This window comes from Streptomyces sp. NPDC096323, from assembly GCF_040302845.1.
Lineage (GTDB): Bacteria > Actinomycetota > Actinomycetes > Streptomycetales > Streptomycetaceae > Streptomyces.
In genome coordinates this window covers 150,348-177,069 of record NZ_JBEOSI010000013.1, presented here as the reverse complement: position 1 = coordinate 177,069, position 26,722 = coordinate 150,348, and the positions used below count along the sequence as shown (strand labels likewise).

Below are 26,722 nucleotides of genomic sequence, written 5' to 3'. Positions count from 1 at the left end.
CCCGCCCTTTGCCAGTGTGCCCCGTCACCGGATCCGGTGACGGGGCACAGTGCCATCGGGCGGGGGAGCCGGGGCTCAGGCGGGCGAGCCGAGCAGGGGACCGGGGCCGGGTGCGATACGGGTGGTGATCACGGGGAGCAGGTCGGCGACCCGGTGCGGACGGTGTGCCGCGATACCCGGTGGGGCGGGTGCCAGGGGTACCAGCAGATCGGCCGGGGCGGGGGACCCGCCGGACGCGTCGGCTTCGGTGTCCTCGTGCAGCCACAGGGCCAGCATGTAGAGATCGGGGATGGACAGGAGCCGCGGCTGGTAGGGCGTCGCCGCCGAGTCCGCCTGGCGCAGGGCGAGTTCGGTCGAGCCGATGTACGGGCCTTCGAAGAAGTGCGAGAAGGCCCAGCCGTCCGGGGTGAGCATCGTGTCCGCTGCCGCGACGGCCCGCTCCGTGCTGCAGATCAGGAAGCGCCATGCGGCGAGCCGGGTGGTGGGTGCGAGTCCGCCCGGCCCGCCTCGGTCCAGTACGTGGACGGGAAGCGGGTGTTCGGCGCTCAGGGGGCCCAGTGCGGACCGCAGAGCGGGGGTGCGGGCCTCGCGGACCGCACTCGGTGAACCGAGTGCCGCGAGAACGCTGCGCAGAGCGGGCGCGGGAGCCGGGGGTACATGCAGCGGCATAGTGGGTCGCCTCTCACTTCGGAGACACGGTGGAGCGTGGGCGGGTGCAGACGGCGCTGTCGGCGTGCGGGGCCAGAGGAGGCCGGTGACTGGGCCGGTGCGTCAACTCTCTGCCTCGTCCGCGGAGTTTATACGACACGTGTTCACGCGGTGTTTCCACTAGCCGCCACGGCTATTGCCGGCAAGGCGGTATCCGGACTTAATTATGCGGAGATTATGCTGATTCTGTGTGAGCGGCGCAGCCACCGCCTCGGGTTTTTCCCGCGCCGCGGTAGGCTGAAACGTGTCGCTGCTTTCCCGTGTGCCGAACGGAGAATCTGCGCACTGCGTCATGCCGAGTGAATGTGCCTCCGGCCTCGGCCATCAGATTAGCGGGTGCGCGGTGTGCGCGGGGCGTTATAGATCTCTCCGTCTGGGCATTATCGATCGTGACGCGAGCGGCCCGGGGCGGCTGCCCACTCGAGGAGGGACTTCGATGGGGGAGAAGGTCGTTGCGGGCGCCTATGACCTGTCCGGCCGGGAGGCGTACCGGAGGAAGCTCCACCAGTGCCTGGAGGGGCTGGCGAGACTTCTGGCGGAGCGGAGGTTCGACCGGCCGCGCAACCTCATGGGCATGGAGATCGAGCTGAATCTGGCCGGCGCCGACGGTATGCCGAAGATGTTGAATGGGCAGGTTCTGGATCGCATCGCCAGCCGCGATTTCCAGACGGAACTGGGGATGTTCAATCTGGAAGTGAACATAGTCCCACACAACCTTTCAGGCCGCGTTCTCGATCAACTGGCCGAGGAGCTCAGAACCGGTCTCGGATATGCCGACCGGAAGGCCGCCGAGGTCGGCGCCGGCATCATGATGATCGGAATACTTCCCACTCTGGGGAGTGAGGACATGGTCCGGTCCAACCTCTCCGACGTGGACCGCTACGCACTGCTGAACGATCAAATGGTGGCGGCGCGCGGCGAGGATTTCACCCTGGATATCGAAGGTGTGGAGCGGCTCGTCTGCACGTCCGGGTCGATCACGCCGGAGGCGGCGTGCACCTCGGTGCAGCTGCATCTTCAGGTGACGCCGGAACGCTTCGCGGACGTGTGGAACGCGGCCCAGGCCGTCGCGGCGGTCCAGGTGGCCCTGGGAGCCAACTCCCCCTTCCTGTTCGGCCGGGAGCTGTGGCGGGAGTCGCGGCCGCCGCTCTTCCTGCAGGCCACGGACACCCGGCCGCCCGAGCTCCAGAACCAGGGGGTGCGGCCGAGGACGTGGTTCGGTGAGCGGTGGGTCGACTCCGCCTATGAGCTCTTCGAGGAGAACCTCCGGTACTTTCCGCCGCTGCTGCCCATCTGTGACGAAGAGGATCCGCTGCGGGTCCTCGACGAGGGCGGGGTGCCGGGGCTCCAGGAACTGGTCCTGCACAACGGCACGGTCTACCGGTGGAACCGCCCGGTCTACGGGCTGGCGGACGGTGTACCGCATCTGCGGGTGGAGAACCGGGTACTTCCCGCGGGGCCGACCGTCGACGATGTGATCGCCAATACCGCGCTCTACTACGGACTCGTACGGGCTCTCGCCGAGGAAGCGCGGCCGGTGTGGACCAGGATGCCCTTCACCGCCGCGGCCGAGAACTTCGAGACCGCCTGCCGCCGGGGCATCGACGCCGAGCTGCTCTGGCCCCGGCCCGGCCGCTCCGGCGGTCTGACCCGGGTGCCCGCCGTCAAGCTCGTACGGGATGAACTGCTGCCGCTGGCCGCCGCCGGCCTCGACGCGTGGAACATCGAGCCGGCGGACCGGGACCGCTACCTCGGGATCATCGAGGAGCGCTGCAGGCGGCGGATGAACGGGGCGTCCTGGCAGGCGGACACCTATCACCGGGCACGGGAGGCGGGCCTGGGACGGGCCGAGGCGCTCGCCGCCATGACCCGGCGGTACGCGGAACTGATGCAGGCCGGTGAGCCCGTGCACACCTGGCCCGTTGATCTCCCCGGGAGCTGAGGCTGGTCGCGCCTTGCGGGGAGCGGTGTGGTGTCGGCGGCCCGGGACGCCTTGCGCCCGGGCCGAGCAGCTGGACGCGTGGCGGTGCGGTCCCTACTCCCCGGCCGAGCCGCCGCTCTGTCCCGCGGTCATGACCGCCTGCAGGATCACCGCCTGGATCTCGGCCGGGTCGCTGACCTGGTAGCCGCCGCCACCGGTCACCTTCGCTATGTCGTTCACCTCTTCGCGGTCGGCGTCCGGGCCGACCGCGATGGCGAGCAGGGGGACCGGGCGCTCCGGGTCCGAGATCTTCTTGAGCTCGGCGATCAGGGCGGAGCGCGTGATGGAGTGATCGTCCTGGTTCGAGCCGTCGGTGAGGATCACGACGGCGTTGAACTTGCCCTTCACGTACGTGCGCTGCGCCTCCTTGAAGGCGGCCAGCGCGGTGTCGTACAGACCGGTCGCGCCGTCGGGCACGGGCTGCAGCGAGGAGAACGCCGCCGCGAGCCTTTCACGGTGCGTGCCGCCTCCCTTGGCCGGGTCGCCCAGCCGGTCGGTCGCCACCAGCCTGCGGTAGTCCTTTTCGCCGTCCAGCCTGGTGGCGAACTCCCAGAGCCCGATCTCGTCGTTCGGCGTGAACTGGTTGAGGGCCTGGATCAGGGACGCCTTGGTGACGTCCATCCGGGACTGGTTGCGGCCGGGCACGATCGTGGCCATCGACCCCGAGGCGTCGACGACGGTGGTCAGCCGCGCGCTCTGGACGGTGATCGTCCACATGCCGAGCGTCTCCTGCAGCGTCTCGTCCGAGGGTGCGGCCCCGGGCGATGTGGCGTAAGGCTGCGGCGGCTTGCCGCCGGCCGCGGCGACCAGGGCCTCGTCCGCCGTGCCGTCGACCGTCCGGAATCCGTGCTCCTCCATAGTGCGCTGGGAGGCGTCCTCGGACAGCAGCGTCATGAACCGCAGCGCGGCCCGGCTCTCGTCCGTCGTCTGCTCCCCCTCGTTGACCAGGGTGAACGGATAGTTGAGGAGCGGGGCGCCGTCCTTGGGGTAGAAGAGGTCGAGCTTGCCGTCGCCCGTTGCCTCGGCGTTGTGGGCGAAGGCGGCCTGCTCCGAGAGAAGCACCGCCTGATTGCGTGCCGGATTTCCCTGCTCGGCGCCGGAACTGTCCTGCGGCAGGGTCTCGACGACCTGGGTGTCGCCGTCCGACATCCGCTGGGCGAGCAGTTTGGCGGTGGCGGCGGCCCTCGTGTCGCTGTCCCCGCCCAGTTTGTCGGAGGAGACACCGATGCTCGTGAGCGCCAACAGCCCGGTGGCGCTGCGCGCGGGGTCGGCCGAACCCAGACGCACCTTGTCGGACTCCATGGCCGCGGCGGTCAGTTCGGCCCAGGAGTACATCTTCCCTGGCCAGCCGAGGCTCTTGGCGGCGGAGGGGACTACCGCGAGGGTGACGGGCGAGGAGGCGACGGAATCGCCGGGAGTGATCGGGATGGAATCTCCCATGCCCTTCGCCCGGTTCAGCCAGAGATCCGAATCGGGCAGCCACATCTGGTAGTCCGGAGCACGGGTGCCGCGGGCGAGCGCGTCCGCGACCTTGTACGAGTCACGGGCCACCACCTCCACGTCCACGCAGTGGCCGTCGGATCTCAGATTGTCCTCGCGCGCCTTGTCGGCGACGGCACGCACGGCGGGGGCGATGTCCGGAGAGGCCATCATGGACAGGTGCAGGGCGGTGTCCTCGCAGGACTTCGAGAACGACAGCAGGCCGCCCTGCGCCGCGAGGCCCGTTCCCGCGGCCACGGCGAGAACGACCATGGTGGCGATGGCTACGGTGCGACGGCGACGCGGCGGACGGTCCCCGCTTCCGTCCCTGGCGTAGTCGTCGGGCAAGCTGTGACGTCCCATGTCGGTGGTGCCCCTCCTTGAGGATGAACAAGGAAAAGGGGGACCACACCATTGGCAATGGCGCCCGTCCCCCGGCCTGTCGCGCATGATCTTCGTACCTGCATTCGAGACCCTAGCGGGGCGGGGAGCGGCTTGGGACGTGAATGCACAACTGAAGGCAGGTGTACAGGTGGAGGCGGGGCGTGTGGCTGATTCTTTGCCTCAGGAGGCCGTGTCACAGCGGATCCTGCGGTCCGAAACGGTGTTGGTGCTGGCCCTCTCGCTGGGTGCCAGCGGGGTGTCTGCGCTGATCAGTTTTGTCGGATCCCTCACGAAACCAGGGGGTTTGAAGGATCAGGCGGCCACCCTCAACAGCTCCTACGCGCCGGGACGCCCATGGCTGGATCTCGCCTGGCAGCTCTTCGGAATCACCACAGCGCTGGTGCCGGTCGCGCTGGTGGCGCACTTGTTGATCAGGGAGGGTGCGGGGCTGCGGGTCATCGGCTTCGACCGCACCAGGCCGTCGTCCGACCTGGTGCGCGGGGCGCTGGTGGCGGCGGGCATCGGCAGCGCGGGCCTGGCCTTCTACCTGGTCGCCCGTGCAGCAGGGTTCAACCTCACGGTCGTTCCCGAGTCACTGCCTGATGTGTGGTGGAAGTTCCCGGTTCTCATCCTGTCGGCGATCCAGAACTCCGTGGTGGAGGAAGTGATCGTCGTCGGATATCTGCTGCGCCGGCTCGGGCAGTTGGGGTGGACTCCGATGGCGGCGCTGGTGGCGAGTTCGGTCCTGCGCGGTTCCTACCACCTGTACCAGGGGATCGGCGGCTTCATCGGCAACATGGTGATGGGCATCGTCTTCGTCCTGTTGTACCGGCGCTGGCAGCGGGTGGGGCCGCTGGTCGCCGCGCACGCCCTGCTCGACATCGGTGCGTTCGTCGGGTACGCACTGCTCGCGGGGAAGGTGGGGTGGCTGCCGACGCCGTAAGGCCGGATATCCGACGGGAGGGGGTGGGCGGGACGATCCGCACACCCCCTCCCGTCGTCCGTCCTCGTCAGAGGGTGACGAGCAGTTCACCGTCCACGACCGTCACCGCACTGCCTGTCAGCAGGGTGCGGTCGCCGCGCAGCGACGTGCGGACCAGTCCGGTCCGGGCGGATGCCTGGAGTCCGGTCAGTTCGTCGCGGCCGAACCGGGCCGACCAGAACGGCGCGAGGGCGGTGTGGGCACTGCCCGTCACCGGGTCCTCGTCGATGCCCACGGCAGGGAAGAAGCCGCGGGAGACGAAGTCGTAGCCGCGGTCGGGTGAGGCGGCGGCCGCTGTCGCGATGACGCCGCGCCGCGCGTGGCCGGCCAGCGCCGCGAAGTCCGGTGCGAGTCCCCGTACAGCTGCCTCGTCGGTCAGTTCCACGAGCAGGTCGCCGACGTGCGGGCCCGTGTCGTGCACCGAAACGATGTCCGCGCCCAGGGCGGCGGCCAACCCCTGCGGTGGGGTTTCCGGGGTCAGCGGGGCGGTCGGGAAGTCGAGTGTGAGGGAGCCGTCCCCGTCCGCGCTCGAGGTGAGGATCCCGCACCGTGCGGCGAAGCGCACCGTGCCGCTCGCGGTGGAGGTGGTGTGCAGGACATGGGCCGTGGCGAGAGTGGCGTGGCCGCACATGTCGACCTCGGTGGACGGCGTGAACCAGCGCAACGCCCAGTCGGCGGCGCCGCCCGGGGGCAGCGGGTGGGCGAACGCGGTCTCGGAGAGGTTCAGCTCGGCGGCGATCTGCTGGAGTCGGCGGTCCTCGGGGAAGCCCTCCGGGCCGAGGAGCAGGACGCCGGCGGGATTGCCGGAGAAGGGGTGGTCGGTGAACGCGTCCACGATGCGAATTCTCATGATCCGACGGTAGGGGCGGGGCAAAGCCGCAGGCCAAGGCCAATTCCGGGTCGGCGGCTCAAAAACTCGGACCAGGGGGTTTGTCGACCGACCGGTTCCGATATATCGTTGACGCATCGCGACAGTGCGGTGAAACGTGAACGATCAATCCAAGAAGGAGTACGTCATGCGTGCACACGGACACGAGCATGGACACGGACGAGGCAAGGGGCGCGGCCCCTTCGGGCCCGGTCAGTACGAGCGGGGCGACTTCGAGGGGCGCCGGGCGGCCTTCGGGCAGTTCGGCCCGCCGTTCGGTGGCGGCCCCTTCGGTGGCGGCCCGTTCGGCGGAGGACGCGGCCGCGGCGGCGGACGGGGGAGGGCGCGCCGCGGTGACGTGCGTGCGTCGATCCTCGCGCTGCTGAAGGACCGGCCGATGCACGGTTACGAGATGATCCAGGAGATCGGCGAGCGCAGCGGTGGGGCCTGGCGGCCCAGCCCGGGCTCGGTGTACCCGACCCTTCAGCTGCTGGAGGACGAGGGCCTGATCGTCAGTGCGAGCGAGGGCGGCAAGAGGCTGTTCACCCTCACCGATGCCGGTCGCACCGAGGCGGAGTCGGGGGCCGACGCGCCCTGGGAGGAAGCCGGCCGCGGGGTCGACTGGGAGACCGTCAACGAGATCCGGCAGACGGGGTTCGGCCTGATGGAGGCGTTCGGCCAGGTCTGGAAGACCGGCACGGCCGAGCAGCGGGAGAAGGCGCTCGCGGTTGTGAACGATGCCCGCAAGAAGCTCTACCTCATCCTCGCCGACGAGGACTGAGGGAGCGCCGGGGCGAGTTTTCGAGCCGGTGGCGGAAGAACTGAGCAGGGCGGACCGAAGGGTCCCGCGGCATTGCCGCGGGACCCTTCGAGGTTGTCGCGTGATCGCGGTGACGGTGTGGAGGTGTCGTGCTCGGCCGCTGCGGGCCCGGACGGCCTCGCGTCCTTCGGCCCCGTGCCCGTCACGGCCGGGAAGGAATGCGGAAGGCCGGTGCCTCGCCCCCGAGGCACCGGCCGCTTCCCTGCCGCCGACGGCCCTCAGGCCGCCTGCTTCTTCAGTGAGGTCAGATGGGCGAACACGACCACATTGGCCGAGTAGCCGTTCTTCTTGTTGAAGCGCCCACCGCACGTCATGAGCCTCAGCTCCGGACGCTTGGTGGTCCCGTACACCTTGTCGTCCGGGAACTTGTCCTTCGTGTACGTCTTCACCTCGTCAACGGTGAAGACCGCGGTGACCCGGTCGGCCCGCGCGACCTTCACCGTGTCGCCCCGGTGCAGCGCGTTGAGGTTGAGGAAGATCGCCGGCCCCGTCTCCGTATCGCGGTGACCGACGATCAGGGAGGTTCCCGCCTCGCCGGGCGAGGGGCCGTTCCGGTACCAGCCCACCTCCTTGGGCCTGCTCAACGGCGGGGCACCGAGGTGCCCCTTCTTGTCGAGCCCCAGACCCGTGACCGGGGCCTCGATGAAGATGGCGGGCACGGAGACCTTCACCGGACGTGAACGCACCAGGGGTGGATGTGAAGCCCGCGGGGCCGGCCGGTCGCCGCCCCCGGCGGCGTCACCGTCGCGGGCGGCGGTGACCGACTGGTCGTCGGGCGAGCCGGAGCTCGCCCAGACGACGCCGGTCACCACCGAGGAGAACACGCACAGGGTCATCGTGAGACGACATGCGCGCGTGGGCCCTCGTCGCCGCCGTCTGCTGCGGGGACTATGCCTCGTGACGGGCACGGCGGCGTGCGGCTCGGCGGACCATGATCAGCCCTGCGGCACCGGCCGCTCCGGCCGCCAGCGCGGCGGTGGTGCCGACGTTCGAGTCGTTCTCGGAGCCGACGCTCTCCATGTCCGGGACGCCGCCGCCGCCGGCGGGCACGCCGCCGGACGGCCGCTCGTATCCGGAGTCGGCGCCTCCTCCTGCGGACGAGTCCTCGGAGCGCTCCGAGGACGAGCCCTGGGCGCCGCCTTCACCGCGGCCGCCCTTGTCGGCGGGCTTGGTGCAGTCGACCTTGAAGGTCTTCGTCTTCACCGGACCGGCGACCCACGTCAGCTGGTACGTGCCCTCCGGGAGCAGGTACTCCTGGCTGCGCGCCGAACCGTTCACGAGCGGCAGCGTGCTCTGCAGGATGTTGCCCGGGGGGACGGTCGGGGGCTGCGCGGTGATCGTCCACGGAACGAACGGCAGATCCCCGAAGTTGCTGGCGGTGAGGACGAACTTGCAGACCTCGACGCCGTCGCCGCCGCGGGAGCTCCAGCCGCTCGAACGGACATCGATGTCACCGCTCTCGCCCAGCGCGGAGGCGGTGGTGGCCCCGGCGAGCGTGGCACCGGCGATCGCGACCGCAGCGACTGCGGCGGCGCCTGCGCGGGCGCTGCGGGAACGGATGGAAGCGGAAATGCGCATGCTGAACTCCTTCGAGCCGGGATGATTGTCGTACTGATCAACCGATCGCCTAAGAGATGCCATGAGTCCGGGGAGAAATGCGAGCCAACACTGGCAAAACGCCGAGGAATACCCTGAGTAGCCGATAGTGCGGCAGAATGGGTGATCTCAGGCGGTCGCGGGTGGTGCGTCTGCCTCAGGGGCAGGGTCGCCCTTACTCTCCGTGGCGGTGGCGGTGGCGGTGGCGGTGGCGGTGGCCGCTGGGCAGCCTGGCTGCGCTCGGCGCCTTCGATCGCGCCGGCGGTCCCCTGAGCGGGGGGTTCCGGCGGCGTCGCGTGGCCGCGCCGCGCCCGGGTGGCCGACGGGTGTTCCCTGTGGGCCGGCCGGGCTGGTCCGCCCCGGGTGCGCGCGAGACCTCATGCGTGCATGGCCGCCCGGGGCCGGTGTCGCTGCGCGGCGGGAGCCGGCCGACGGCGTGCCGGCCCCGGCTCCACGGCTCAGTTGGTCCTGTTTGCCGGACAGGGCACGGCAATTCCCGCTGCCGTTACGGGCGTTCGCTGCCGGCGGGCGCTACTGGTGCGCCTGGCCCACCTCGTCCGCCCAGGCAGGGGGAGCCGCTTCATCGCCCCTGCCCGGGCAGCCTGGAGTCGCGCCAACTCGGGCTGTTTGGCAGCGTGTTGTATCCCTGCTCGCCAAGCATGACAGCGGCCGTGCGGGTGTCAGGCGACGATCAGTCCGTCCAGCTTGCGTAGCGACTCGATGAGTGCCGCGGTGGCCGAGTCCTTCAGCTTGCCGGCCATCAGCGAGACCGCTGCCCCGGTGAACTCTCCGTCGATGCGGATCGTGGTCGCGTCCCCGTCCGGCGTCAGTACGTAGCTCATCTTCAGGTTGACGCCCATCGGCCCTTTGCCCGTGGTCGTCAGCAGCCGGCCGTCCTCCAGCTCCGACACCGTCCAGGTCACCTCGGCGGGGAACCCCATGAGCTTCATGTTCTCCTCATAGGTGCCCGCGAGTTCGAGAGTGGCGGGGCCGCCCTTGGGGAAGCTGGTGTGCGTGGCGTTCCACTCCCCGTACGTGCTGAAGTCGGTCAGCTGGGCCCAGACCTTCCCGGCCGGTGCTTCGATGCGCGCCTCTGCACTGACTTCGGCCATGCGGCCACCCCTTCTCGACGGGTTACGGTGTCGCGGAACGTAGCCGCACCGGCGCCAACATTCAATACTGATGAACCGTCAGATCTGCTGGATCGGTTCCGGTGCGCCAGATCAGGGCCGCGTCGAACCGGTCACAGGCGCGTGGATGCGGTCCGTCGTCATGGCAGTGGAACGCTGCCCAGAAGAGGTCCGCACGCAGTGCGTCGGACGGCGCGTGGACGCGGTAGACGTAGTCGCGCCCGTCGAGCGCCGGCAGGGAGACGAGCCAGCTCACCTCCGGCACCCCCTCCCGCCGCCGTAACGGTGTTCTCGGCTGTGAGACGTATGCGGGGAGGCTTCCGGTTGCTCCGGGAGCGCAAGGCAAGGCGGCGCGCGCCGTTTGCCCGAATCCGGCCCCGGAACGGCGCGATCTCATCCGTAAGGAGGAGGCCTCGCTCCTCTGTGCCCAACTCGGGTGGGATGCGGCAATGAGACTCTCCGGGGACGCTCCGGCCCGTCCGGGCTGATGGGGTGGAAAGGTGCAGAACCGGCCCCCGCGGATCCCTCAGCAGCCCGCTCCGAACCACCGTGCTGAGCTCGACGCCAGACTCACCGATGAGCTGGCCGCCGTGGTGACGAGTGCGCGCAGGCGCGCCCTGCGTGACGGTGACCGGCAGATCGACACGGCTCATCTGCTGCACTCCCTCATCGAGTCGGACCCCGCCGTCCGCACGGCCTTCGACGGCGGGCCGCAGTTGGCCAGGGTCCTCGGCTACCTCGTGCAGCGCAGCATCGGGTACGGGCTCCGCTGGCAGGGCTCGGTGGAGAACTCGGGTGCGGCCCCGCCGGGCGCGGACGCGGGCGCCGAGGGCTGGTCGCCCTCGGTCGCGACCGCGATGGCGGGTGCGTCCCGTCGGGCGCGGGCGTGCGGGCGTGAACGGGCCGGCGGTCTCGATCTGCTGGCCGCGCTGGCCGCGGACCGGGGGAGCCGGGCCGTCGAGGTGCTGGAGCGGGCGGGCGTCGACGCGGTGCTGCTCGCGGACCGGATCGTGGAGGTGCCCGGCCGGGGGTGACGGCCGCAGAAGGTCAGGGGCGTCAATGACATCAGAGTGTGACCCGCGTCAGGCGTCACAGGGATGACGCTCCTGACGCAGGCTGTCATGATGTGCCGATGCACGCGTCTCGGGGAAGAAGCGCCGGCCTGGGACTCGCCCTCGCCTCGGCCTTCGCGTTCGGTGGTTCCGGAGTGGCGGCCAAGCCGCTCATCGAGGCGGGCCTCGACCCGCTCCACGTGGTGTGGCTCCGGGTGGCGGGCGCCGCGCTCGTCATGCTGCCCGTGGCCTGGCGCCACCGGGACCTGGTGCGCAGCCGCCCGGTGTTGCTGCTGGGGTTCGGACTCCTCGCTGTCGCGGGCGTCCAGGCCTGCTACTTCGCCGCCATCTCCCGTATCCCGGTGGGTGTCGCGCTGCTCGTCGAGTACCTGGCCCCGGCGCTGGTCCTCGGCTGGGTGCGCTTCGTCCAGCGCAGGCCGGTGACCAGGGCGGCCGCCGTCGGCGTCGTCCTCGCGGCCGGCGGCCTGGCCTGCGTGGTGGAGGTGTGGTCCGGGCTGAGCTTCGACGCCTTCGGACTACTGCTCGCCCTCGGTGCGGCCTGCTGCCAGGTCGGCTACTTCGTCCTCTCCGACCAGGGGAGCGGGGATGCGGCCGACGGCTCCGAACCGCCGCATCCGGTGGGCGTCATCGCCTACGGACTGCTGATCGGGGCCGCCGTGCTCACGGTCGTGGCGCAGCCGTGGGGCATGGACTGGTCCGTGCTCGGCGGTGACACCGCCATGAGCGGCACGGAAGTGCCCGCCTGGCTGCTCCTCGGCTGGATCGTGCTGCTCGCCACCGTCGTCGCGTACGTGACCGGCGTGATCTCTGTGCGGCTGCTCTCGCCGGCCGTGGCGGGTGTCGTCGCCTGTCTGGAAGCCGTGATCGCCACCGTGCTGGCGTGGGTGCTGCTCGGGGAGCACCTGGCCGCGCCGCAGCTCATCGGGGGTGCGCTCGTGCTGACCGGCGCCTTCATCGCACAGTCGTCGACTCCCAGGGCGCCCTCCGGCCCCGTCGCGTCCGGACCGGGCGGGGAGCGGGCGGCGGCCGAGGGAGAGTTGCCGACCGGGCGTGCCGCCTCCTAAGGTGACGATCATGCGTTTGACCGTGCTTCCGCCGCCTGCCGCCTGACGCGGGCAGCCACACCTGACGAAGACCGGGCTCGGGCAGTTCCCGAGCGGTTCGTCGCTGCCCGCGTGCGGAGCCGAGCGACCACCTTGTCTTCCTCTGGAGAAGTCACGTGTTGAACCCTGTTTCCGGCCTGCCCGTCGGGCGGAGCCTGTGCTATCTGATCATCGCCGGAGTGGCCTGGGGTACGGCCGGTGCCGCCGCCTCGCTGCTCTTCGAGGCCAGCGATCTCGGCCCCCTCGCCCTGTCGTTCTGGCGCTGTGCGGGCGGCCTCGTGTTCCTGCTGGCCGCGCTCGCGCTGCGGCCCCGCCGGGCCGACGCCGTCGCCGAGTCCGGGCGCCGGCGGCTGCTGCGCATCGTCGGTACGGGCATCGGCCTCACCGTGTTCCAGACCGCGTACTTCGCCGCCGTCCAGGCCACCGGCCTCGCGGTCGGCACCGTGGTCACCCTCGGCGCGGGGCCCGTCCTCATCGCCGTCGGCGCCCGGCTGACGATGGGGGAGCGGCTCGGCCTCGGCGGAATCGCCGCGGTCGGCGGGGCGCTGGCCGGTCTCGCCGTCCTGGTGCTCGGAGGCGACGCGGGGACGGTACGGCCTGCCGGGATCGCGCTGGCGGTGCTGTCCGCGGCCGGCTACGCCGCGATCACCCTGCTCACGCGTTGGCTCGGCAGGGACGGCGGCGGCGCGGACCCGCTCGCCACCAGCGCCTGGGCGTTCGGTATCGCCGCGGTCGTCCTGCTGCCGATGGCGGCGGGTGAGGGGCTCGTGCCGCGGACGGAGCACGTGGCGCAGGTGGTGATCCTGCTGGTGTACGTGGCCGCGATCCCCACGGCCCTCGCGTACGCGCTGTACTTCGCGGGCGCCGCGGTCGTGCGGGCCGCCACCGTGTCGGTGATCATGCTGCTCGAACCGGTGAGCGCGGCGGCGATCGCCGTAGTCGTCCTCCATGAGCAGCTCACGGCAGCCACGGTCGCCGGGACACTGCTGCTCCTCACGGCGGTGGTGGGGCTGGCCGTCGCCGAGACGCGCGGCGCCGCGCAGGCCCGCAGGGAGGTGGCCGTCGCGGCGTGACCGGTGAGCGGGGGCGGGCCGATGCGGCGTCGTGCAGGGCCCGTCCCGGCCGGCCGGTTCACAGTGTCTTCAGATACTCCGGGACGGTGATCGACGGATCGAGGTCGTCCGCGGGGACCGGTTCGGCGTAGCCGCGCGTGAGGGGGACGACGCCCGCCCAGTGGGGCAGCGCGAGATCCCGTTCCTCGTCGTTCGTGCCGCCGGTGCGGACCTTGGCGGAGACCTCGCGCAGGTCCAGCCGGATCACCGCGGTGGCCGCCAGCTCCTTCTCGTCGGCGGGCCGGCAGTCCCTGGCCCGCCCGGGCACGGCCTGCTCCACGATCGCGTCCAGGGCGACGCGCCGCTCCTCGGGATCGGTCACGGTGTGCGCCACGCCGTGGACGACCACGGAACGGTAGTTGAGCGAGTGGTGGAAGGCGGACCGGGCCAGCACCAGTCCGTCGACATGCGTCACGGTCAGGCAGACGGCCAGCCCTTCCTCGCTCCAGCCCGCCGCCCGCAGCGGGCGGGAGCCGGTCGAGCCGTGTACGTAGAGCCGTTCGCCGACCCGGCCGAAGAGCGTGGGAAGGACGACGGGCGCGCCGTCCCGTACGAAGCCCAGGTGGCAGACGTACGCCTCGTCCAGTATCGAGTGGACCTGGTCGCGGTCGTAGGAGGCCCGGTCGCGCGAGCGGGTCGGGACGGTGCGCCCGGTCGGGGCGTAGGCGGCTGCGGCGTCCGGGGCCGTGGTCTGCTGGGGTGCGGTCTCCGGCATTGCGTACTCCATTGCACTAGTGCATACTGTTCTTTGTGCTAGGAGAGTATCGGATCAGTGGGCGGCGTGCATCGGAAATCGCCGCCAGTGTGGAGCGGGCCGTCGGTTCCGGTGAGCTGGCTCCCGGGCAAGTGCTGCCCCCGCTACGGGAGTTGGCGAGCCGACTGGAGGTGAACCCCAATACGGTGGCGGCCGCCTACCGCACCCTGCGGGAACGGGGCGTGATCGAGACGGCCGGGCGCCGGGGCAGCAGGGTCCGGCCACGGCCGGCGAGCACCGCGCGCGGGTCGGTCCGGGTGGAGGCGCCGCCCGGTGTGCGGGACCTGGGTGAGGGCAATCCCGACCCGGCGCTGCTTCCCGCACTGGCGGAGGCCTTCGCCGCGGTCACCGAGGCCTACGCGCGGGCGCCGGGCATGTATGCCCAGGAGGCCGTGGACCCCGAGTTCGCCGCTCTGGCGCGCGCCGGGTTCGACGCGGACGGCGTTCCGGCCGGGCCGGTGATCGCCACCTCGGGCTCGCTGGACGCGATCGAAAGGGTGTTGGTCGCCCATCTCAGGCCCGGCGACGCGGTCGCGGTGGAGGACCCCGGCTGGGGCAGTCTGCTGGATCTCGTCCCGGCGCTGGGCATGCGCGCGGTTCCCGTCGCGGTCGACGACGAGGGCCCGCTGCCGGACGCCCTCGACGCGGCGCTCAAGGCGGGTGCGCGTGCGGCCGTCCTCACCGACCGGGCGCAGAACCCGACCGGAGCGGCGATCGGCGCCGGGCGCGCGGCCGAACTCCGGGCGGTCCTGGCGGGACACCGGGGCGTCCTGCTGATCGAGGACGACCACGGGCACGCCATCGTCGACCTGCCGCTGCACTCGCTGGCCGGCGTCACGGACCGCTGGGCTTTCGTGCGGTCCGTCGCCAAGGCGTACGGGCCCGACCTGCGGGTCGCCGTACTGACCGCGGACGCGGTGACCGCCGACCGGGTCTCGGGACGGCAGCGGCTGGGGCCCGGCTGGGTCAGCCGGCTGCTGCAACGGGCGGTGGTCCACCTGTGGAAGACGGGCGCGGTCGACTCCGGGGCGGTGGCCCGGTCGTACGCGCTCCGCCGGGACGCGCTCGTCCGGGCCCTGGCGGACCGGGGCGTCGAGGCTCATGGACGCAGCGGGATGAACGTGTGGGTCCCCGTGAGCGACGAGACCGGGGCCGTGGCGCGGCTGCTGCGCGCGGGCTGGGCGGTGGCGCCCGGATCCCGCTTCCGGATGACCGCGCCCCAGGGGATCCGGATCACCGTGTCACCGCTCACCGACGCCGACATCGGGCCGCTCGCGGACGCGGTGGCGGCAGCGGCAGGACCCGCTGCCCCCCTGAGCTACGGATGAGCTACGACGACTTCCGAAGGAGAGGCCCTAAGCGGCGCGTGGTCTGCTCTGGGTCAGTGCGGCGCCCGCCAGGACCACGAGCGCGCCGACCGGGGTGTTCCAGCTCAACTGCTCGCCGAGCACCGCGACTCCGGCGGCGGTGGCGATCACCGGGATGAAGTAGGTGACCATCTGGGCGGTCGTCGGGCCGACTTCGGTGACCAGGCCGTACTGGAGCAGCACGGCGAGCCCCGTTCCGAGTGCCCCCAGAGCGACGACGGCCAGGGTGGGCCACAGTGGAAACCCATCCGGTGCCGAGGTGAACAGCGGTGTGACCACGGCGAGTTGCACCGTCCCGAGGAAGAGCTGGCTGCCGGTGAGGGAGAGCGCCGAAGAACCGCTGCCCGCCAGAGTCCGGCGGACATAGATCCAGCCGATGGGGTAGCTGAGGGAAGCCAGGAGCGCCATCGCCGTACCGCTGAAGTCCAGACCGGAGAAGCCCTGCCACGCGCCCAGCACGGTCAGTACGCCGAGGAAGCCGAGCCCGAGACCGGCGACGCGGCGGCGGGTCGGGCGGTCCTCGGAGAGGGCGACGAGGGACAGCGCCATGCCCCACAGCGGTGAGGTCGCGTTGCAGATGCCGGCCAGGGTCGACGGGATGGTCAGTTCCGCGTACGCGAACAGGGAGAACGGCAGGGCGTTGAGGAAGAAGGCCGCGACGGCCAGATGGCCCCACGTGCGGGCGGTACGCGGCAGCCGCTCCCGCTTCACCAGCATGGCCACGGCGAGGACCGCGGTCCCCGACAGGAGCCGCCCGAGCGTGACCTGGAACGGTGCGTAGCCCTCGGTCCCGACCTTGATCAGGAGGAAGCTGAAGCCCCAGATGAGCGAGAGTGCCCCGAAGCGCAGCCGCCAGTCCAGTGCGGGGCGGACGGCGGGACCGGTGGGACCCGTGGGAGGGGAAGCCGGCGTGGTCTGCTTGGTTCCCGGGGTCACGGTGGCCGGTCCTGCCGGCGCGGGCGGTGCGCTCATGAGGTCAACGATGACGAAGGTTATCTCGTAGCACAAGTGAGACTTCGTGCGGGTGTCCGCGTAGCATTGCTTATATGTTGAACCTGGAGCGCCTGCGCACCCTCGACGCCCTGGCCCGGCTCGGTTCGGTCAGCGGTGCCGCCGAGGGGTTGCACGTCACCACCTCCGCCGTCTCCCAGCAGATGGCGAAACTGGAGCGGGAGGTGGGCCAGCAACTGCTCGCCAGGAACGGCCGGGGCGTCCGGCTCACCGACGCGGGACAGCTGCTCGCCGACCACGCGGCCCGCATCCTCTCGCAGGTCGAGCTGGCCCAGTCCGACATCGAGGCACAGCGGGGCGAGGTGGTGGGCGAGATCCGGCTGGGCGCGTTCCCCACCGCGGCGCGCGGACTCTTTCCGGCGACGCTACTCGCGCTGCGCGCCGGCCATCCCGAACTCCGGGTGCGCACCCAGGAGCTCGAGCCCGAGGACGGGATCAGGGCGGTCCTCAGAGGGGACATCGATCTTGCCGTGGTGCTGGACTGGAGCAACAAGCGGCTGCCGGTACCGGGCGGTCTCGCCCGCGCGCACCTGCTTGACGACGCGCCGGACATCGCCATGCCGGCCGGTCATCCGCTCGCGGAGCGCGACACGGTCGAGCTGGAGGACTTCGCCGACGACGACTGGGTGTCGTGGCCCGAGGGCGAATTCTGCTACGACTGGCTGATGTTCACCCTCCGCTCCAAGGGGATCGAACCGCGCATCGCCCACCTCGCAGGCGAGCACCACACCCAACTCGCCCTGATCGCTGCGGGAATGGGGGTCTGCGTGGCGCCCCGGCTGGGCCGCGGACCGGTCCCCGACGGGGTGCGGCTGGTGCCGGTGCGGCAGAAGATGCGACGGCACGTACACGCGGTGTGGCGGGCGGACGCGGACCGGCGTCCGTCGATCAGGGCGGCGGTCGCGGCACTGCGGGAGGCGGGGCGGGAGCTGGATGATCCGCTGGGGGGCGGGTAGGGCCCCGAGGCTCAGGTACCGGCCGAGCCGGCCAGTTTGCCGAAGTCCCACGAGGTGATGGTCTCGGGTGTGAGTCGCATCCAGGCGTGCCGGCCGTCGTGCGGCATCGTCTCCATGCCGAAGTACTTGGCCGCGAACAGCCGCTCCGGAACGGTGAGTTCGGCATACGGCTCGCCGGTGCGCGGTGCCTCGCCGACGAAGACGGCCTCGCCCGAGAGTTCGATGCCGCGCAGCTCCCCGTACTCCACCCCGTCGTCGACGACCACGGAGACTCTCGGGTCCTGGCTCAGCTGCGACCAGCGCAGGCTCCGCGTGATGGAGTAGAGCCACAGAGAGGTTCCGTCCCAGCAGAACCACAGCGCGCCGACGTGCGGGCGGCCGTCCGGGCCGACGGTGGCGACGCGGCAGGTGCGCTGATCGGCGAGGTACGCGTCGCGCTCCTCGTCCGTCATCATGATCCGGCGGCCACGCCGCTGACTGACGGCCATGGAAGCCCTCCTCCTGCGTGCGAAATTTGCTGGCTGGGTTACGAACTGACTATGTGTCAGGAATCATGGGGCCTCTTCCTTCGTTGCGCAATGAGGGTGAGACCGACCGTCACCGAGAGGGGCAGCCGTGCCGACCAGGGAACAGCTGGCCGAACAGACCGATCCCGCGACCACCGTCCTGCTGACGGTGGAATGCCAGCAGGGGGTGGTGGGTCCCGGCAGCGCGCTGCCCGAACTGGCCAAGGAGGCCCGGTCGTCCGGGGCCCTGCACAACGTCGCACGGCTGGTCTCCGCCGCCCACGAGGCAGGCGTCCAGGTCATCCACGCGGTGGCCGAACGCCGCCCGGACGGCCGGGGCGCCAACAGCAACGCCCGCCTCTTCCGCGCCGCGGAGCGGCTCCCCGTACAGCAGCACTCCGGCAGCACGGCGGTACGGATCGCCGAGCCCATCGAGGTGGCGGAACAGGACCTCGTCGTCCGCCGGCTGCACGGGCTGTCGCCGATAGCCGGGACGGATGTGGACGCGCTGCTCCGTAACCTCGGCTGTCGCACCCTGGTCGTCACCGGCGTCTCGGCGAACGTGGCCATTCCCAACGCGGTCTTCGACGCCGTGAACCTCGGGTACACCGCCGTGGTCCCGTCCGATGCCATCGCGGGGGTGCCCGCCGACTACACCCCCGCGCTGATCCGCAACACCCTCGCCCTGGTCGCCACGGTGACCGCTACCGACGACCTGCTCGGCTGCTGGCTGAGCGGAAGCGGGCGGTCCAGGGCGAGGCAGGGCGGGCGGGACGCTACGAGGCCAGGCTGATCGAGTCGCCCTCGACCGTGATCGCGGCGCCGGGCAGCGGCTTGGTGGCCGGGCCCGCCTTCACGGCGCCGGTCGCCACGTCGAACGCGCTGCCGTGGCAGGGGCAGTGGATGGCCCCCTCGGAGACACTCGACACGGCGCAGCCCAGATGGGTGCACTTGGACGAGAACGCCTTGAACTCACCGGCCGCGGGTTGCGTCACCACGACTCCCTGATCCGCGAAGATCTTGCCGCCGCCCTCCGGGATGTCGGCGGTCTTCGCGAGGACTCCGCCCCCGCCGCCCCCACCGTCGTCGGACTGCTCGACGACACCGGAACCGGCCGCCTCCTTCGAGCCCCCGCACGCGGTCAGTACGGCGGCCACGGAGACGGCGCCGGCCGCTGTGACGACGGTCCGGCGTCCGATGCGGACCTCGTGGTCCTGCGATGCGCTCATGCTGGCTGTTCCTTCCACGGTGTTCTCGGCTCCGACGCTTCGTCCAGGGGTACGCGCGGCCGGTGAGCTGTGTTCAAAGCGCCAGGGACTTCCTCAGGAAATCCCGCTCCAGCAGGAGCAGACCGCTCGCGGTCCGCTCCTGGCCGATCAGGTGACCGGCGCCCGAAAGCGGCAGCACCGTGTGCGGCCTGCCCGCGGCGAGCAGTGCCGCGGAGAACCGCAGCGTGTGCGCCACGGCCACATTGTCATCGGCAAGACCGTGTACGAGCATGAGCGGCCGCTTCAGCGCCGCCGCCTCGTCCAGGAGCGAATTGCGGGCGTAGTTCTCCGGCTGGACGTCCGGGTGGCCCAGGAAGCGTTCCTCCCAGTGGGTGTCGTAGAGCCGCCGGTCCGCGGGGGCCGCACCCGCCACCGCGGCGTGGAAGACCTCCGGGTGCCGCAGCACCGCCGCCGCCGCGAGGTACCCGCTGAACGACCAGCCGCGCATCGCCACCCGGGTCAGGTCGAGGTCCGGGTGACGGGCGGCCGCCGCGTGCAAGGCGTCGATCTGGTCCTCAAGGACGGCCGTCAGACGGTCCCCGTGCACCGACTTCTCCCACGCCTCGCCTCGCCCCGGCGTGCCCCGTCCGTCCGTGACCAGCACCGCGAAACCCTGCTCGGCGAACCACTGGGCGACCGCGACCCACCAGGTCCGCACCTCGAGCACGATCTGCATGCCGTGGCCCGCGTACGGGCTGAGCAGCACCGGCAGGGGGCTGTCGCCCGGCCGGTGCCAGGACGGCAGATAGAGCCTGCTGCGCAACTCCCGCTTCCCCAGGCCGAGGGCCAGCGGCCGCGGGGTGACGAGGGGGGTCTCGGCCAGGACCGCGATGCCGCCCTTCGGCACACCGGCGCGAAGCACCGTCACCGTATGGCCGTCCGGTGTCCTGCTGTCGAGGACCACCGTCGGGCCGCCGACCGCAGCCGTGTGCACACCGGGGGCGCCGCTGACGCGTACGAGGCCCTCGTCGGGATCACCGCAGGCGCAGGACCAGACATGGATCTCGGTCGGCTCCTCGCCCGCCGTGAAGTACACCCACCCGCCCGCCGTGCCGATCACCTCGCGGACCTCGAGGCCCGGCGGTGTCGTGACCCCGCCGATGTCCAGCCCCTGGGTGTCGCCGCCCGGCCGCGCGGGGACGACGAGCTTTCCCGAGCCGGGACGCAGCGGCGTGCCCGGACGCAGGGAGACCCAGGCGGGGTCGTGGGTCCGGTGGACGGTGCGGGTCGCCCCCGAGGCTTCGTCCACCTCCACTACGTACACCGAGCGCTGGTCCCGTGTCTGTACGGAGACGAGCGGGCCCTGGCCGTCCCAGTCCGCCGCCACGACGTACTCGAACGCCCGGTCCGTCCACACGCCTTCGGGGTGTCCCTCGCCGGCCTCCGCGGGCAGGCGGACGTCGGTCCGCTCGCCGCGGACGCCCAGCAGATGCAGCGATACCTTCGCGTTCGCCGTACCGGCGGCCGGATACGCCACCACTCGGGGCGGCCGCTCCGGATCCGAGGGATCGGCGATGTACCGGCGCCGGACCTCGGCCGTGTCCACCCGGGCGACGAGGAGCGCGTCGCCGCGGGGCGACCACCAGTAGCCGCGCGAGCGCCCGATCGACTCCTGCGAGACGTGGTCGGACAGCCCGTACGTCACCTGCTCCCCGTCCGGTTCGGCGAGCGGCCGGTCGTCGGTCCCGTCCGCCCGTACGGTCCGCAGCGCACCCCCGGACACGTACGCGATCAGGGCGCCGTCGGGAGAGGGACGCGGATCGACGACCGGTCCGGCCGTGGCGACCCTGCGCGGGGCGCCGCCGTCGGTGCCGACCACCCACAGGACACCCCGCAGTGCGAAGGCGGCCAGCCGCACGCAGCCGTCGGTGGCGTAGGACACCACCCCGGAGGAGGTCACGCGGGCCCGCTCCCGCCGGGCCGCTTCCTCCGGCGGGACCTCGCCCGGGGCGTCGTCCGAGAAGCAGGAGCCGAGGGGGTCGGCGAGCATCCGCTCCTCGCCGTTCTCGTACAGCCAGAGCCGGCTCACGGGGTCGGTGCCGGAAGTGGTGCGGACGAACAGCACCCGTTCGCCGTCGGGGGAGACGGTGAACTGCCGGGGCACGCCGAGCGAGAAGCGACGGGTGCGGGCGAACTGGAGGGGAAAGCGCTCCACGGCGGTCGCTGACGAGTCGGCAGGTCCGTCGGCAGGTGCGTCGAAGGGGGGATTCATGGCGACACCATGACAGGCCGAAATGCGTTCGATCCATTCCGGCCTGCTCCCTTGAGATGCACAGCTCCGCGGCGCGGTCACGACGGAGCCCCGCGTCGACACGCGACAGGCGCGGGCGAGGCGGGGCTCCGTGATCCGGGATCAGTGCGCCGGTGCGGCCGGCTTCGCCGCCGCGGCGGTCTCCTCCGCGAGCCGCTCCATACCGCTCTGGGTCCTGAGCGGCTTCTCCTTGATGAAGAGGACCACGATCAGGGCGAGGAACGCGAAGGGGGCGCCGATCAGGAAGACGTCCGCCGTCGCGACGCCGTACGCCTGCTCGACCACCTGGCGCGCCCCTTCGGGCAGGGTTGCGAGGTCGGGCACGCCCTCTCCGGCACCCCCGCCGTCCGCCGCACCGCCGAAGCCCTTCTCCATCTCCCGGGCCACCCGGTGGGCGAGCACCGCGCCCAGCGCGCTCGTACCGATCGCGCCTCCGAGACTGCGGAAGAACGAGAGAACCGACGTCGCCGCACCGAGTTCGGAAGCGGGTACGTCGTTCTGCGCGGCCAGAACCAGGTTCTGCATCAGCATGCCGACGCCCACGCCGAGCACGACCATGTACAGGCTGAGTACGGTGAAGGAGGTGTCGGCGCCGATCGTGGACAGCAGGCCCATGCCCGCCGTCATGATGACGCCGCCCGCGATCAGGAAGCCCTTCCACTTGCCCCGGGAGGAGATGATCTGCCCGGCGACGGTCGTGGAGACCATCAGGCCGAGGATCATCGGCAGGCTCATCAGGCCCGCGACGGTCGGCGTCTTGCCGAGCGAGGTCTGGAAGTACTGCGAGAGGAAGACCGTGCCGCCGAACATGGCGACGCCGACCAGGAGGCTCGCGATCGTCGTCAGCGCCACGGTGCGGTTGCGGAAGATGTCCAGCGGGATGATCGGTTCCTGGACCTTGGACTCGACGAGGACCGCGGCGCCCAGCAGGATCACGCCGCCGCTGACGAGTGCGGCGGTCTGCCACGACGCCCAGTCGAACCGGTTGCCCGCGAGGGTCACCCACAGCAGCAGGGCGCTGACACCGCTCATGATGAGGACGGCGCCGAGATAGTCGATCTTGACCTTCCTGCGGACCGTGGGCAGCTTCAGGGTCAGCTGGAGCAGCACGATGGCGAGCAGCGCGAACGGCACACCGATGAAGAAGCACCAGCGCCAGCCGAGCCAGGAGGTGTCGACGAGCACACCGCCGATGAGCGGTCCCGCGACCGTGCCGACGGCGAAGACGGCGCCGAAGATGCCGGAGTAGCGGCCGAGTTCGCGCGGCGGGATGATCGCCGCCATGACCACCTGGGCGAGCGCGGTGAGGCCGCCCGCGCCGATGCCCTGGACGACACGGCTCACGATGAGCAGCCCGATGCTGTGCGAGAAGCCGGCGACTAGCGAACCGACGATGAACATCGACAGCGAGAGCTGGATGAGCAGCTTCTTGTCGTAGAGGTCGGACAGCTTGCCCCAGATCGGGACGGTCGCCGTCATGGCGAGGAGTTCGGCGGTGACGACCCAGGTGTAGGCGGACTGGCTGCCGTTCAGATCGGAGATGATCCTCGGCAGGGCGTTGGAGACCACGGTGGAGGCCAGGATGGCCACGAACATGCCGGCCATCAGGCCGGACATGGCCTGGAGTATCTGGCGGCGTGTCATGCCGGATGCGTCCCCCTCGGGCGCACCGGCCGTACCGGTCTCGGGTGTGACGGCAGCGGTCATCGGCTGACGTTCCTCATTCTCTGGTGACTTGACTGGTTCTGTGGTGACTTGTTCTGCGGTAAGTGGTGGTGGGCCGGGCGGTTGTGCTTCAGACCGTCAGCCCCGCGGCCAGCGAGGCGAAGGCGTCCCGGCACAGGCTCTGGAACGTACGGGTGCGGCCGGAGGCCACCCACACCTCCGCGGCGGCGCGCACGGCGGCGATCGCCGCGTGGGCCAGGAGCCGTGGGTAGAGATCCGTCTCGGGGTCCTGGCCCAGGCGCTCGGCCACGGCGGCGACGAGGGCGCGTTCGTCGGCGCCCTGGGCGGTGAGGAAGGCCGGGAGCAGTGAAGGGCTCGACCTGAGCACCGTCATCTGGAGAGCCCAGCGTTCGTGACCCTCCTCGAGGTGGGCGAGTTCCTGGGAGAGTGCCTCACTGAGGGCTTCGAGTGCCGTGAGGTGTTCCGGGGCGTTGAGCACGGCCCGGCGGGCCCGTTCGGCATGGTGTCTGCCTGGGCGGATGATCGCGTCCTCCAGGCAGGGGAAGTAGTTGAAGAACGTGCGTACGGAGACGCCGACCGCGTCGGTGACCGCTTCCACGGTCACGTTCTCGATCCCGCGGTCCGCGGCCATGCGCAGCGCCATGCCGGCAAGGGCGCCGCGTGTCGCGCGCTTCTTGCGTTCGCGCAGCCCGAGGGATGGGTCGTCGGCACTCATGAACGTGCATGCTATGCAATTTTGCACGCTGGGCAAAATTTGTCGCGCGCCTACCGGGCCGGCCCGCCGTCCGCCCTCGCCGCCTCCGCTGCCTTAGTTGCGAGGTACCGGGCGGGGAACTCGCCGCCGCCGTGTACCGCGAGGTCCGCGCCGTTGACGTATCCGGACAGGCCGCCCGCGAGGAACAGGCAGGCGTGGGCGACGTCCGCGGGCACCGCCATGCGCGCCATCGGGATGACGCCCGCCACCGCCGCGCCGCCGTCCGAGCCGTAGACGGACGCCGCGCTCTCGGTGCGGACCGGCCCCGTGGTGATGTGGTTGACCCGGACCGCCGGCGCCCATTCCAGGGCCAGCGCCTTGGTGAGGGCCAGCAGTCCGGCCTTGGCCGCGGTGTAGGCCGCGGTGCCCGGCTGTGGGTCCTGCCCGGAGACGCTGCCGATGTTGATGACCGAACCACCGCCTTCCTGGGCCCGCATGACGCGGTGGGCGGCCTGTGCCACGTAGAACGGCGCCAGCAGATTGAGCGCGATGACCTTCTCCACGAAACGCGGCGAGACGGTGGCGGCGTCGGCGTCCGGGGAGCCGCCGGCGTTGTTGACGAGTACGTCGAGCCTTCCGAAGCGTTCCACCGCGGCGTCCACCACGGCGGACGCCGCCGCCGGATCGCGCACGTCGGCCGGGACGAAGACGGCTTCCCGGCCCCCGGCCGCAGGCAGCGTGTCCGGGGTGGTGCGGCCGCAGACGACCACGTCCGCGCCCGCGCCCAGGAACGCCGCGGCGACGGTGGCGCCGATGCCCTTGGTGCCGCCGGTGACCAGGACCACCTGCCCCGTGAAGTCCAACAGCTTGCCGAGGCCCATGGGTTGCTCCCCTCTTGCGGACTGCGGTTGCCCGCTCAGTGGCCGGTGAGGCCGAGCCCGGCGGCGAGCCGCGCCCGGTGGAGGGCGGGCGGCCCGAACAGTTCGCCCGCCCCGTGGGCCCGCTTGAAGTAGCGGTGCGCGTCGTGCTCCCAGGTGATGCCGATCCCGCCGTGCAGCTGGATCATCTCGCCCGCCACCGCCGAGAACGCCTCGGAGCAGACGGACTTCGCGACAGCGGCAGCCCGCGGCAGAGCGCCCGGGTCCTCGTCGGCGGCGAACGCCGCGCCGAGCGCCGCCGAACGCGCCGACTCCACCAGGACGTAGGCGTCGGCCAGCCGGTGCTTGACCGCCTGGAACGAGCCGATGGGCCGCCCGAACTGCACCCGGTTCCTGGCGTATTCGACGGTCAGCTCCAGACAGCGCTCCGCCGCCCCCACCTGCTCCGCCGCGAGCGCCGTGCACGCCAGATCCCGTACGCGCTCCAGGTGCCGCCCGCCGTCGCCGTCCACGCCCAGCAGGCGTCCCTCGGCTCCGTCCAGCAGCCACCGGGCCTGGGCCCGGGTCCGGTCCATGGTCATGACGGGCTCCCGGCGCACACCGGCGGCGTCGGGTGCCACTTCGAAGAGTGACACCCCGTGGGCCGTACGAGCCGCGACGAGAAGGACGTCCACAACCGGCCAGTCCAGTACGTGCTCCTTGGTTCCGGTGATCAGATGGCCGCCACCGGGACCCGGCACCGCCTCGGCGCGTATCGCCTCCCGCTCCCAGGAACCCCGCTCGGCCCAGGCCAGGGTGCCCACCGAGCCGCCTTCGGCGAGGCCGGGCAGCAGCCGCCCGCACGCCTCCTTGTCACCGGAGACCAGCAGGGCCCCCACCGTGAGCACCGAGGAGCCCAGGCACGGCAGCGGGCTCAGGCACCGGCCCAGCTCCTCCATCAGCACATGGACATCGCGGGCGCCGCCGCCCACTCCGCCGTACTCGTCCGGCACGGCGAGACCGGCCGCACCGATCTGTACGGTCAACGGGGCCCAGGCGTGGGCGTCTTGGTGCCGAGTCAGCAGGGTTCGTACGGCCGACCGCAGTTCGTCCTGCTCCCGGGTCGGTCTCATAGGGGCGCTCCCGTGACGACGCGGGCGCGGCAGGCTGCCGGGGTTCCCCAGGCGTCGCGCAGGGGCCGCGCCTTGCGGATCCACAGGGACAGGTCGAGTTCGTCGGTGTAGCCCACGGCACCGTGCAGTTGGAGGGCCGTGCGGGCCGCCGCGTACGCGGCCTCGCCCGCCGCGACCTTGGCCGCGGCGATGTCGCGGCCCGCCCCTGCGTCGCCGGCGGCGAGCGCGAGTGCGGCGCCGTGCACCAGCGGTCCGGCGAACTCCAGGGCCAACAGCGTGTCGGCGAGCCGGTGCTTGACCGCCTGGAACGAGCCGATCGCCACCCCGAACTGGGTACGCTGCCTGACGTATTCCACGGTACGGGCCAGCAGTGTCCGGCCGACGCCGAGTGCCTGGGCCGCCGTGGCGAGCGCGGCGACCTCGGCGGCGTGGCCGGCGGCGGCGGCCACCGCGGGGCCCTCGGCGAGGACGCTCCCGCCCGACGGCCGTGACAGCCGCCGTCCGGGGTCGGCGGAGGGCTGCACGGAGCCGGACGCGGTGGCGAGGCGCAGGGTGTCGCCGTCCACCACGAACACCGCGTCCGCCGCGTCGGCGTCCAGGGCGTACGGGCTGAGCGAGGTCAGGCAGAGGGAGACGACCGACTTCCCCGAGGCGATGCCGGGCAGGCGGTCCGCGGCGATGCGGCCGTCACCGAGCCGCTCAAGAAGGGCCGCCGCGGCAACCGTCTCCACCAGCGGGCCCGGGACGGCGTGCCGTCCCAACGCCTCGAAGGCAAGGGTGAGTTCGAGCGGCAGCAGGCCGAAACCCTCGTGCGTCTCCGGGACCGCGAGGGCGAACACCCCGGCCTCGGCCAGCCGCTCCCGGACGGCACGCCCCGGACCGTGGTCACCGGCAGCCCAGGACCGTACGACAGCCGGGGTGTCGCAGGAGGTGAGAAGCGCATCGAGGGAGCGGACGAAGTCCCGCTGCCCGGCATCCAGCAGGAATCGCATCAGGGGCACCC

Annotated in this window: 26 protein-coding genes; 9 read left to right on the top strand and 17 right to left on the bottom strand. The window is 71.5% G+C overall.

What is annotated here, in order from left to right; translation table 11 throughout:
- Window positions 1–75: 75 nt before the first annotated feature.
- On the bottom strand, window positions 76–669 hold the full coding sequence (locus ABTX18_RS31690; protein WP_352126237.1) for a hypothetical protein: 594 nt from the start codon (window positions 667–669) through the stop codon (window positions 76–78).
- A 475-nt stretch (window positions 670–1,144) separates the two neighbouring features.
- Between ABTX18_RS31690 and ABTX18_RS31685 the strand changes: the two genes are divergently transcribed.
- A complete protein-coding gene (locus ABTX18_RS31685; RefSeq protein WP_352126236.1) occupies window positions 1,145–2,650 on the top strand; it encodes a glutamate-cysteine ligase family protein in 1,506 nt (501 codons plus the stop codon).
- A gap of 93 nt (window positions 2,651–2,743) precedes the next feature.
- Here the strand turns inward: ABTX18_RS31685 and ABTX18_RS31680 are convergent, their stop codons facing one another.
- A complete protein-coding gene (locus ABTX18_RS31680; RefSeq protein WP_352126235.1) occupies window positions 2,744–4,531 on the bottom strand; it encodes a substrate-binding and VWA domain-containing protein in 1,788 nt (595 codons plus the stop codon).
- Between the two features lie 184 nt (window positions 4,532–4,715).
- Here ABTX18_RS31680 and ABTX18_RS31675 point away from each other — a divergent pair, with 184 nt between their 5' ends.
- Window positions 4,716–5,495 (top strand): CPBP family intramembrane glutamic endopeptidase, encoded by a 780-nt coding sequence (locus ABTX18_RS31675; RefSeq protein ID WP_352126257.1) that lies wholly within the window; start codon window positions 4,716–4,718, stop codon window positions 5,493–5,495.
- A gap of 67 nt (window positions 5,496–5,562) precedes the next feature.
- Here the strand turns inward: ABTX18_RS31675 and ABTX18_RS31670 are convergent, their stop codons facing one another.
- Window positions 5,563–6,384: a PhzF family phenazine biosynthesis protein gene (locus tag ABTX18_RS31670; RefSeq protein WP_352126234.1), complete on the bottom strand. Its 822-nt coding sequence runs from the start codon at window positions 6,382–6,384 to the stop codon at window positions 5,563–5,565.
- Between the two features lie 166 nt (window positions 6,385–6,550).
- On the opposite strand from ABTX18_RS31670, the gene ABTX18_RS31665 reads away from it, so the two are divergent.
- Complete coding sequence (locus ABTX18_RS31665; protein ID WP_352126233.1) at window positions 6,551–7,183, top strand: PadR family transcriptional regulator; 633 nt, start codon at window positions 6,551–6,553, stop codon at window positions 7,181–7,183.
- A gap of 257 nt (window positions 7,184–7,440) precedes the next feature.
- Here the strand turns inward: ABTX18_RS31665 and ABTX18_RS31660 are convergent, their stop codons facing one another.
- From ABTX18_RS31660 to ABTX18_RS31645, 4 genes are all read right to left on the bottom strand, one after another.
- Window positions 7,441–8,058 carry a class F sortase gene (locus tag ABTX18_RS31660; protein ID WP_352126232.1) on the bottom strand — a complete coding sequence of 206 codons (618 nt, stop codon included), beginning with the start codon at window positions 8,056–8,058 and terminating at the stop codon, window positions 7,441–7,443.
- Between the two features lie 52 nt (window positions 8,059–8,110).
- Window positions 8,111–8,800, bottom strand: a complete 690-nt coding sequence (locus tag ABTX18_RS31655) for a hypothetical protein (RefSeq protein ID WP_352126231.1) — start codon at window positions 8,798–8,800, stop codon at window positions 8,111–8,113.
- A gap of 698 nt (window positions 8,801–9,498) precedes the next feature.
- Window positions 9,499–9,930: a type II toxin-antitoxin system Rv0910 family toxin gene (locus tag ABTX18_RS31650; RefSeq protein ID WP_352126230.1), complete on the bottom strand. Its 432-nt coding sequence runs from the start codon at window positions 9,928–9,930 to the stop codon at window positions 9,499–9,501.
- A 61-nt stretch (window positions 9,931–9,991) separates the two neighbouring features.
- The gene (locus ABTX18_RS31645) at window positions 9,992–10,204 is read right to left on the bottom strand and encodes a hypothetical protein (RefSeq protein ID WP_352126229.1); all 213 of its coding nucleotides are present in this window, start codon (window positions 10,202–10,204) and stop codon (window positions 9,992–9,994) included.
- Window positions 10,205–10,448: 244 nt separating this feature from the next.
- Between ABTX18_RS31645 and ABTX18_RS31640 the strand changes: the two genes are divergently transcribed.
- The 3 genes from ABTX18_RS31640 (at window position 10,449) to ABTX18_RS31630 (ending at window position 13,197) form a co-directional block, all read left to right on the top strand.
- Complete coding sequence (locus ABTX18_RS31640; protein WP_352126228.1) at window positions 10,449–10,982, top strand: Clp protease N-terminal domain-containing protein; 534 nt, start codon at window positions 10,449–10,451, stop codon at window positions 10,980–10,982.
- Between the two features lie 98 nt (window positions 10,983–11,080).
- Entirely contained in the window at window positions 11,081–12,085 is a 1,005-nt protein-coding gene (locus ABTX18_RS31635) for an EamA family transporter (protein ID WP_352126227.1), read from the top strand.
- Between the two features lie 155 nt (window positions 12,086–12,240).
- On the top strand, window positions 12,241–13,197 hold the full coding sequence (locus ABTX18_RS31630) for a DMT family transporter (protein ID WP_352126226.1): 957 nt from the start codon (window positions 12,241–12,243) through the stop codon (window positions 13,195–13,197).
- Between the two features lie 58 nt (window positions 13,198–13,255).
- On the opposite strand, the gene ABTX18_RS31625 is transcribed toward ABTX18_RS31630, so the two are convergent.
- Window positions 13,256–13,951: a pyridoxamine 5'-phosphate oxidase family protein gene (locus ABTX18_RS31625; protein ID WP_352126225.1), complete on the bottom strand. Its 696-nt coding sequence runs from the start codon at window positions 13,949–13,951 to the stop codon at window positions 13,256–13,258.
- A gap of 35 nt (window positions 13,952–13,986) precedes the next feature.
- On the opposite strand from ABTX18_RS31625, the gene ABTX18_RS31620 reads away from it, so the two are divergent.
- A complete protein-coding gene (locus ABTX18_RS31620) occupies window positions 13,987–15,318 on the top strand; it encodes an aminotransferase class I/II-fold pyridoxal phosphate-dependent enzyme (RefSeq protein ID WP_352126224.1) in 1,332 nt (443 codons plus the stop codon).
- A 27-nt stretch (window positions 15,319–15,345) separates the two neighbouring features.
- Here the strand turns inward: ABTX18_RS31620 and ABTX18_RS31615 are convergent, their stop codons facing one another.
- Window positions 15,346–16,329 carry a DMT family transporter gene (locus tag ABTX18_RS31615; protein WP_503061241.1) on the bottom strand — a complete coding sequence of 328 codons (984 nt, stop codon included), beginning with the start codon at window positions 16,327–16,329 and terminating at the stop codon, window positions 15,346–15,348.
- 74 nt (window positions 16,330–16,403) lie between these two features.
- Here ABTX18_RS31615 and ABTX18_RS31610 point away from each other — a divergent pair, with 74 nt between their 5' ends.
- Window positions 16,404–17,324, top strand: a complete 921-nt coding sequence (locus ABTX18_RS31610) for a LysR family transcriptional regulator (protein ID WP_352126222.1) — start codon at window positions 16,404–16,406, stop codon at window positions 17,322–17,324.
- A gap of 11 nt (window positions 17,325–17,335) precedes the next feature.
- Here the strand turns inward: ABTX18_RS31610 and ABTX18_RS31605 are convergent, their stop codons facing one another.
- Entirely contained in the window at window positions 17,336–17,812 is a 477-nt protein-coding gene (locus ABTX18_RS31605; protein ID WP_352126221.1) for a pyridoxamine 5'-phosphate oxidase family protein, read from the bottom strand.
- A gap of 127 nt (window positions 17,813–17,939) precedes the next feature.
- Here ABTX18_RS31605 and ABTX18_RS31600 point away from each other — a divergent pair, with 127 nt between their 5' ends.
- Window positions 17,940–18,623 carry a cysteine hydrolase family protein gene (locus tag ABTX18_RS31600; RefSeq protein WP_352126220.1) on the top strand — a complete coding sequence of 228 codons (684 nt, stop codon included), beginning with the start codon at window positions 17,940–17,942 and terminating at the stop codon, window positions 18,621–18,623.
- Here the strand turns inward: ABTX18_RS31600 and ABTX18_RS31595 are convergent.
- From ABTX18_RS31595 to ABTX18_RS31565, 7 genes are all read right to left on the bottom strand, one after another.
- Window positions 18,607–19,059, bottom strand: coding sequence for a Rieske (2Fe-2S) protein (locus ABTX18_RS31595; RefSeq protein WP_352126219.1), 453 nt, complete (start codon window positions 19,057–19,059; stop codon window positions 18,607–18,609). The two genes, ABTX18_RS31600 and ABTX18_RS31595, sit on opposite strands and share 17 nt — an antisense overlap.
- Window positions 19,060–19,132: 73 nt before the next feature.
- Window positions 19,133–21,310 (bottom strand): S9 family peptidase, encoded by a 2,178-nt coding sequence (locus ABTX18_RS31590; protein WP_352126218.1) that lies wholly within the window; start codon window positions 21,308–21,310, stop codon window positions 19,133–19,135.
- A gap of 141 nt (window positions 21,311–21,451) precedes the next feature.
- Window positions 21,452–22,993 carry an MDR family MFS transporter gene (locus ABTX18_RS31585; protein WP_503061243.1) on the bottom strand — a complete coding sequence of 514 codons (1,542 nt, stop codon included), beginning with the start codon at window positions 22,991–22,993 and terminating at the stop codon, window positions 21,452–21,454.
- Between the two features lie 151 nt (window positions 22,994–23,144).
- Window positions 23,145–23,750: an acyl-CoA-like ligand-binding transcription factor gene (locus tag ABTX18_RS31580; protein WP_352126216.1), complete on the bottom strand. Its 606-nt coding sequence runs from the start codon at window positions 23,748–23,750 to the stop codon at window positions 23,145–23,147.
- Between the two features lie 50 nt (window positions 23,751–23,800).
- Window positions 23,801–24,610, bottom strand: a complete 810-nt coding sequence (locus tag ABTX18_RS31575) for an SDR family oxidoreductase (RefSeq protein ID WP_352126215.1) — start codon at window positions 24,608–24,610, stop codon at window positions 23,801–23,803.
- A 35-nt stretch (window positions 24,611–24,645) separates the two neighbouring features.
- The gene (locus tag ABTX18_RS31570) at window positions 24,646–25,719 is read right to left on the bottom strand and encodes an acyl-CoA dehydrogenase family protein (protein WP_352126214.1); all 1,074 of its coding nucleotides are present in this window, start codon (window positions 25,717–25,719) and stop codon (window positions 24,646–24,648) included.
- A complete protein-coding gene (locus ABTX18_RS31565; RefSeq protein WP_352126213.1) occupies window positions 25,716–26,711 on the bottom strand; it encodes an acyl-CoA dehydrogenase family protein in 996 nt (331 codons plus the stop codon). The genes ABTX18_RS31570 and ABTX18_RS31565 overlap by 4 nt, the downstream gene beginning before the upstream one ends.
- Window positions 26,712–26,722: the final 11 nt, after the last annotated feature.

What these genes read in the sequence shown, in the direction of transcription:
- ABTX18_RS31690 (WP_352126237.1), bottom strand. Translation starts at nt 669, where the DNA reads ATGCCGCTGCATGTACCCCCGGCTCCCGCGCCCGCTCTGCGCAGCGTT.
- ABTX18_RS31685 (WP_352126236.1), top strand. Translation starts at nt 1,145, where the DNA reads ATGGGGGAGAAGGTCGTTGCGGGCGCCTATGACCTGTCCGGCCGGGAG.
- ABTX18_RS31680 (WP_352126235.1), bottom strand. Translation starts at nt 4,531, where the DNA reads ATGGGACGTCACAGCTTGCCCGACGACTACGCCAGGGACGGAAGCGGG.
- ABTX18_RS31670 (WP_352126234.1), bottom strand. Translation starts at nt 6,384, where the DNA reads ATGAGAATTCGCATCGTGGACGCGTTCACCGACCACCCCTTCTCCGGC.
- ABTX18_RS31665 (WP_352126233.1), top strand. Translation starts at nt 6,551, where the DNA reads ATGCGTGCACACGGACACGAGCATGGACACGGACGAGGCAAGGGGCGC.
- ABTX18_RS31660 (WP_352126232.1), bottom strand. Translation starts at nt 8,058, where the DNA reads ATGACCCTGTGCGTGTTCTCCTCGGTGGTGACCGGCGTCGTCTGGGCG.
- ABTX18_RS31655 (WP_352126231.1), bottom strand. Translation starts at nt 8,800, where the DNA reads ATGCGCATTTCCGCTTCCATCCGTTCCCGCAGCGCCCGCGCAGGCGCC.
- ABTX18_RS31650 (WP_352126230.1), bottom strand. Translation starts at nt 9,930, where the DNA reads ATGGCCGAAGTCAGTGCAGAGGCGCGCATCGAAGCACCGGCCGGGAAG.
- ABTX18_RS31635 (WP_352126227.1), top strand. Translation starts at nt 11,081, where the DNA reads ATGCACGCGTCTCGGGGAAGAAGCGCCGGCCTGGGACTCGCCCTCGCC.
- ABTX18_RS31625 (WP_352126225.1), bottom strand. Translation starts at nt 13,951, where the DNA reads ATGCCGGAGACCGCACCCCAGCAGACCACGGCCCCGGACGCCGCAGCC.
- ABTX18_RS31615 (WP_503061241.1), bottom strand. Translation starts at nt 16,329, where the DNA reads ATGAGCGCACCGCCCGCGCCGGCAGGACCGGCCACCGTGACCCCGGGA.
- ABTX18_RS31610 (WP_352126222.1), top strand. Translation starts at nt 16,404, where the DNA reads ATGTTGAACCTGGAGCGCCTGCGCACCCTCGACGCCCTGGCCCGGCTC.
- ABTX18_RS31605 (WP_352126221.1), bottom strand. Translation starts at nt 17,812, where the DNA reads ATGGCCGTCAGTCAGCGGCGTGGCCGCCGGATCATGATGACGGACGAG.
- ABTX18_RS31595 (WP_352126219.1), bottom strand. Translation starts at nt 19,059, where the DNA reads ATGAGCGCATCGCAGGACCACGAGGTCCGCATCGGACGCCGGACCGTC.
- ABTX18_RS31590 (WP_352126218.1), bottom strand. Translation starts at nt 21,310, where the DNA reads ATGAATCCCCCCTTCGACGCACCTGCCGACGGACCTGCCGACTCGTCA.
- ABTX18_RS31585 (WP_503061243.1), bottom strand. Translation starts at nt 22,993, where the DNA reads ATGACACGCCGCCAGATACTCCAGGCCATGTCCGGCCTGATGGCCGGC.
- ABTX18_RS31580 (WP_352126216.1), bottom strand. Translation starts at nt 23,750, where the DNA reads ATGAGTGCCGACGACCCATCCCTCGGGCTGCGCGAACGCAAGAAGCGC.
- ABTX18_RS31575 (WP_352126215.1), bottom strand. Translation starts at nt 24,610, where the DNA reads ATGGGCCTCGGCAAGCTGTTGGACTTCACGGGGCAGGTGGTCCTGGTC.
- ABTX18_RS31570 (WP_352126214.1), bottom strand. Translation starts at nt 25,719, where the DNA reads ATGAGACCGACCCGGGAGCAGGACGAACTGCGGTCGGCCGTACGAACC.
- ABTX18_RS31565 (WP_352126213.1), bottom strand. Translation starts at nt 26,711, where the DNA reads ATGCGATTCCTGCTGGATGCCGGGCAGCGGGACTTCGTCCGCTCCCTC.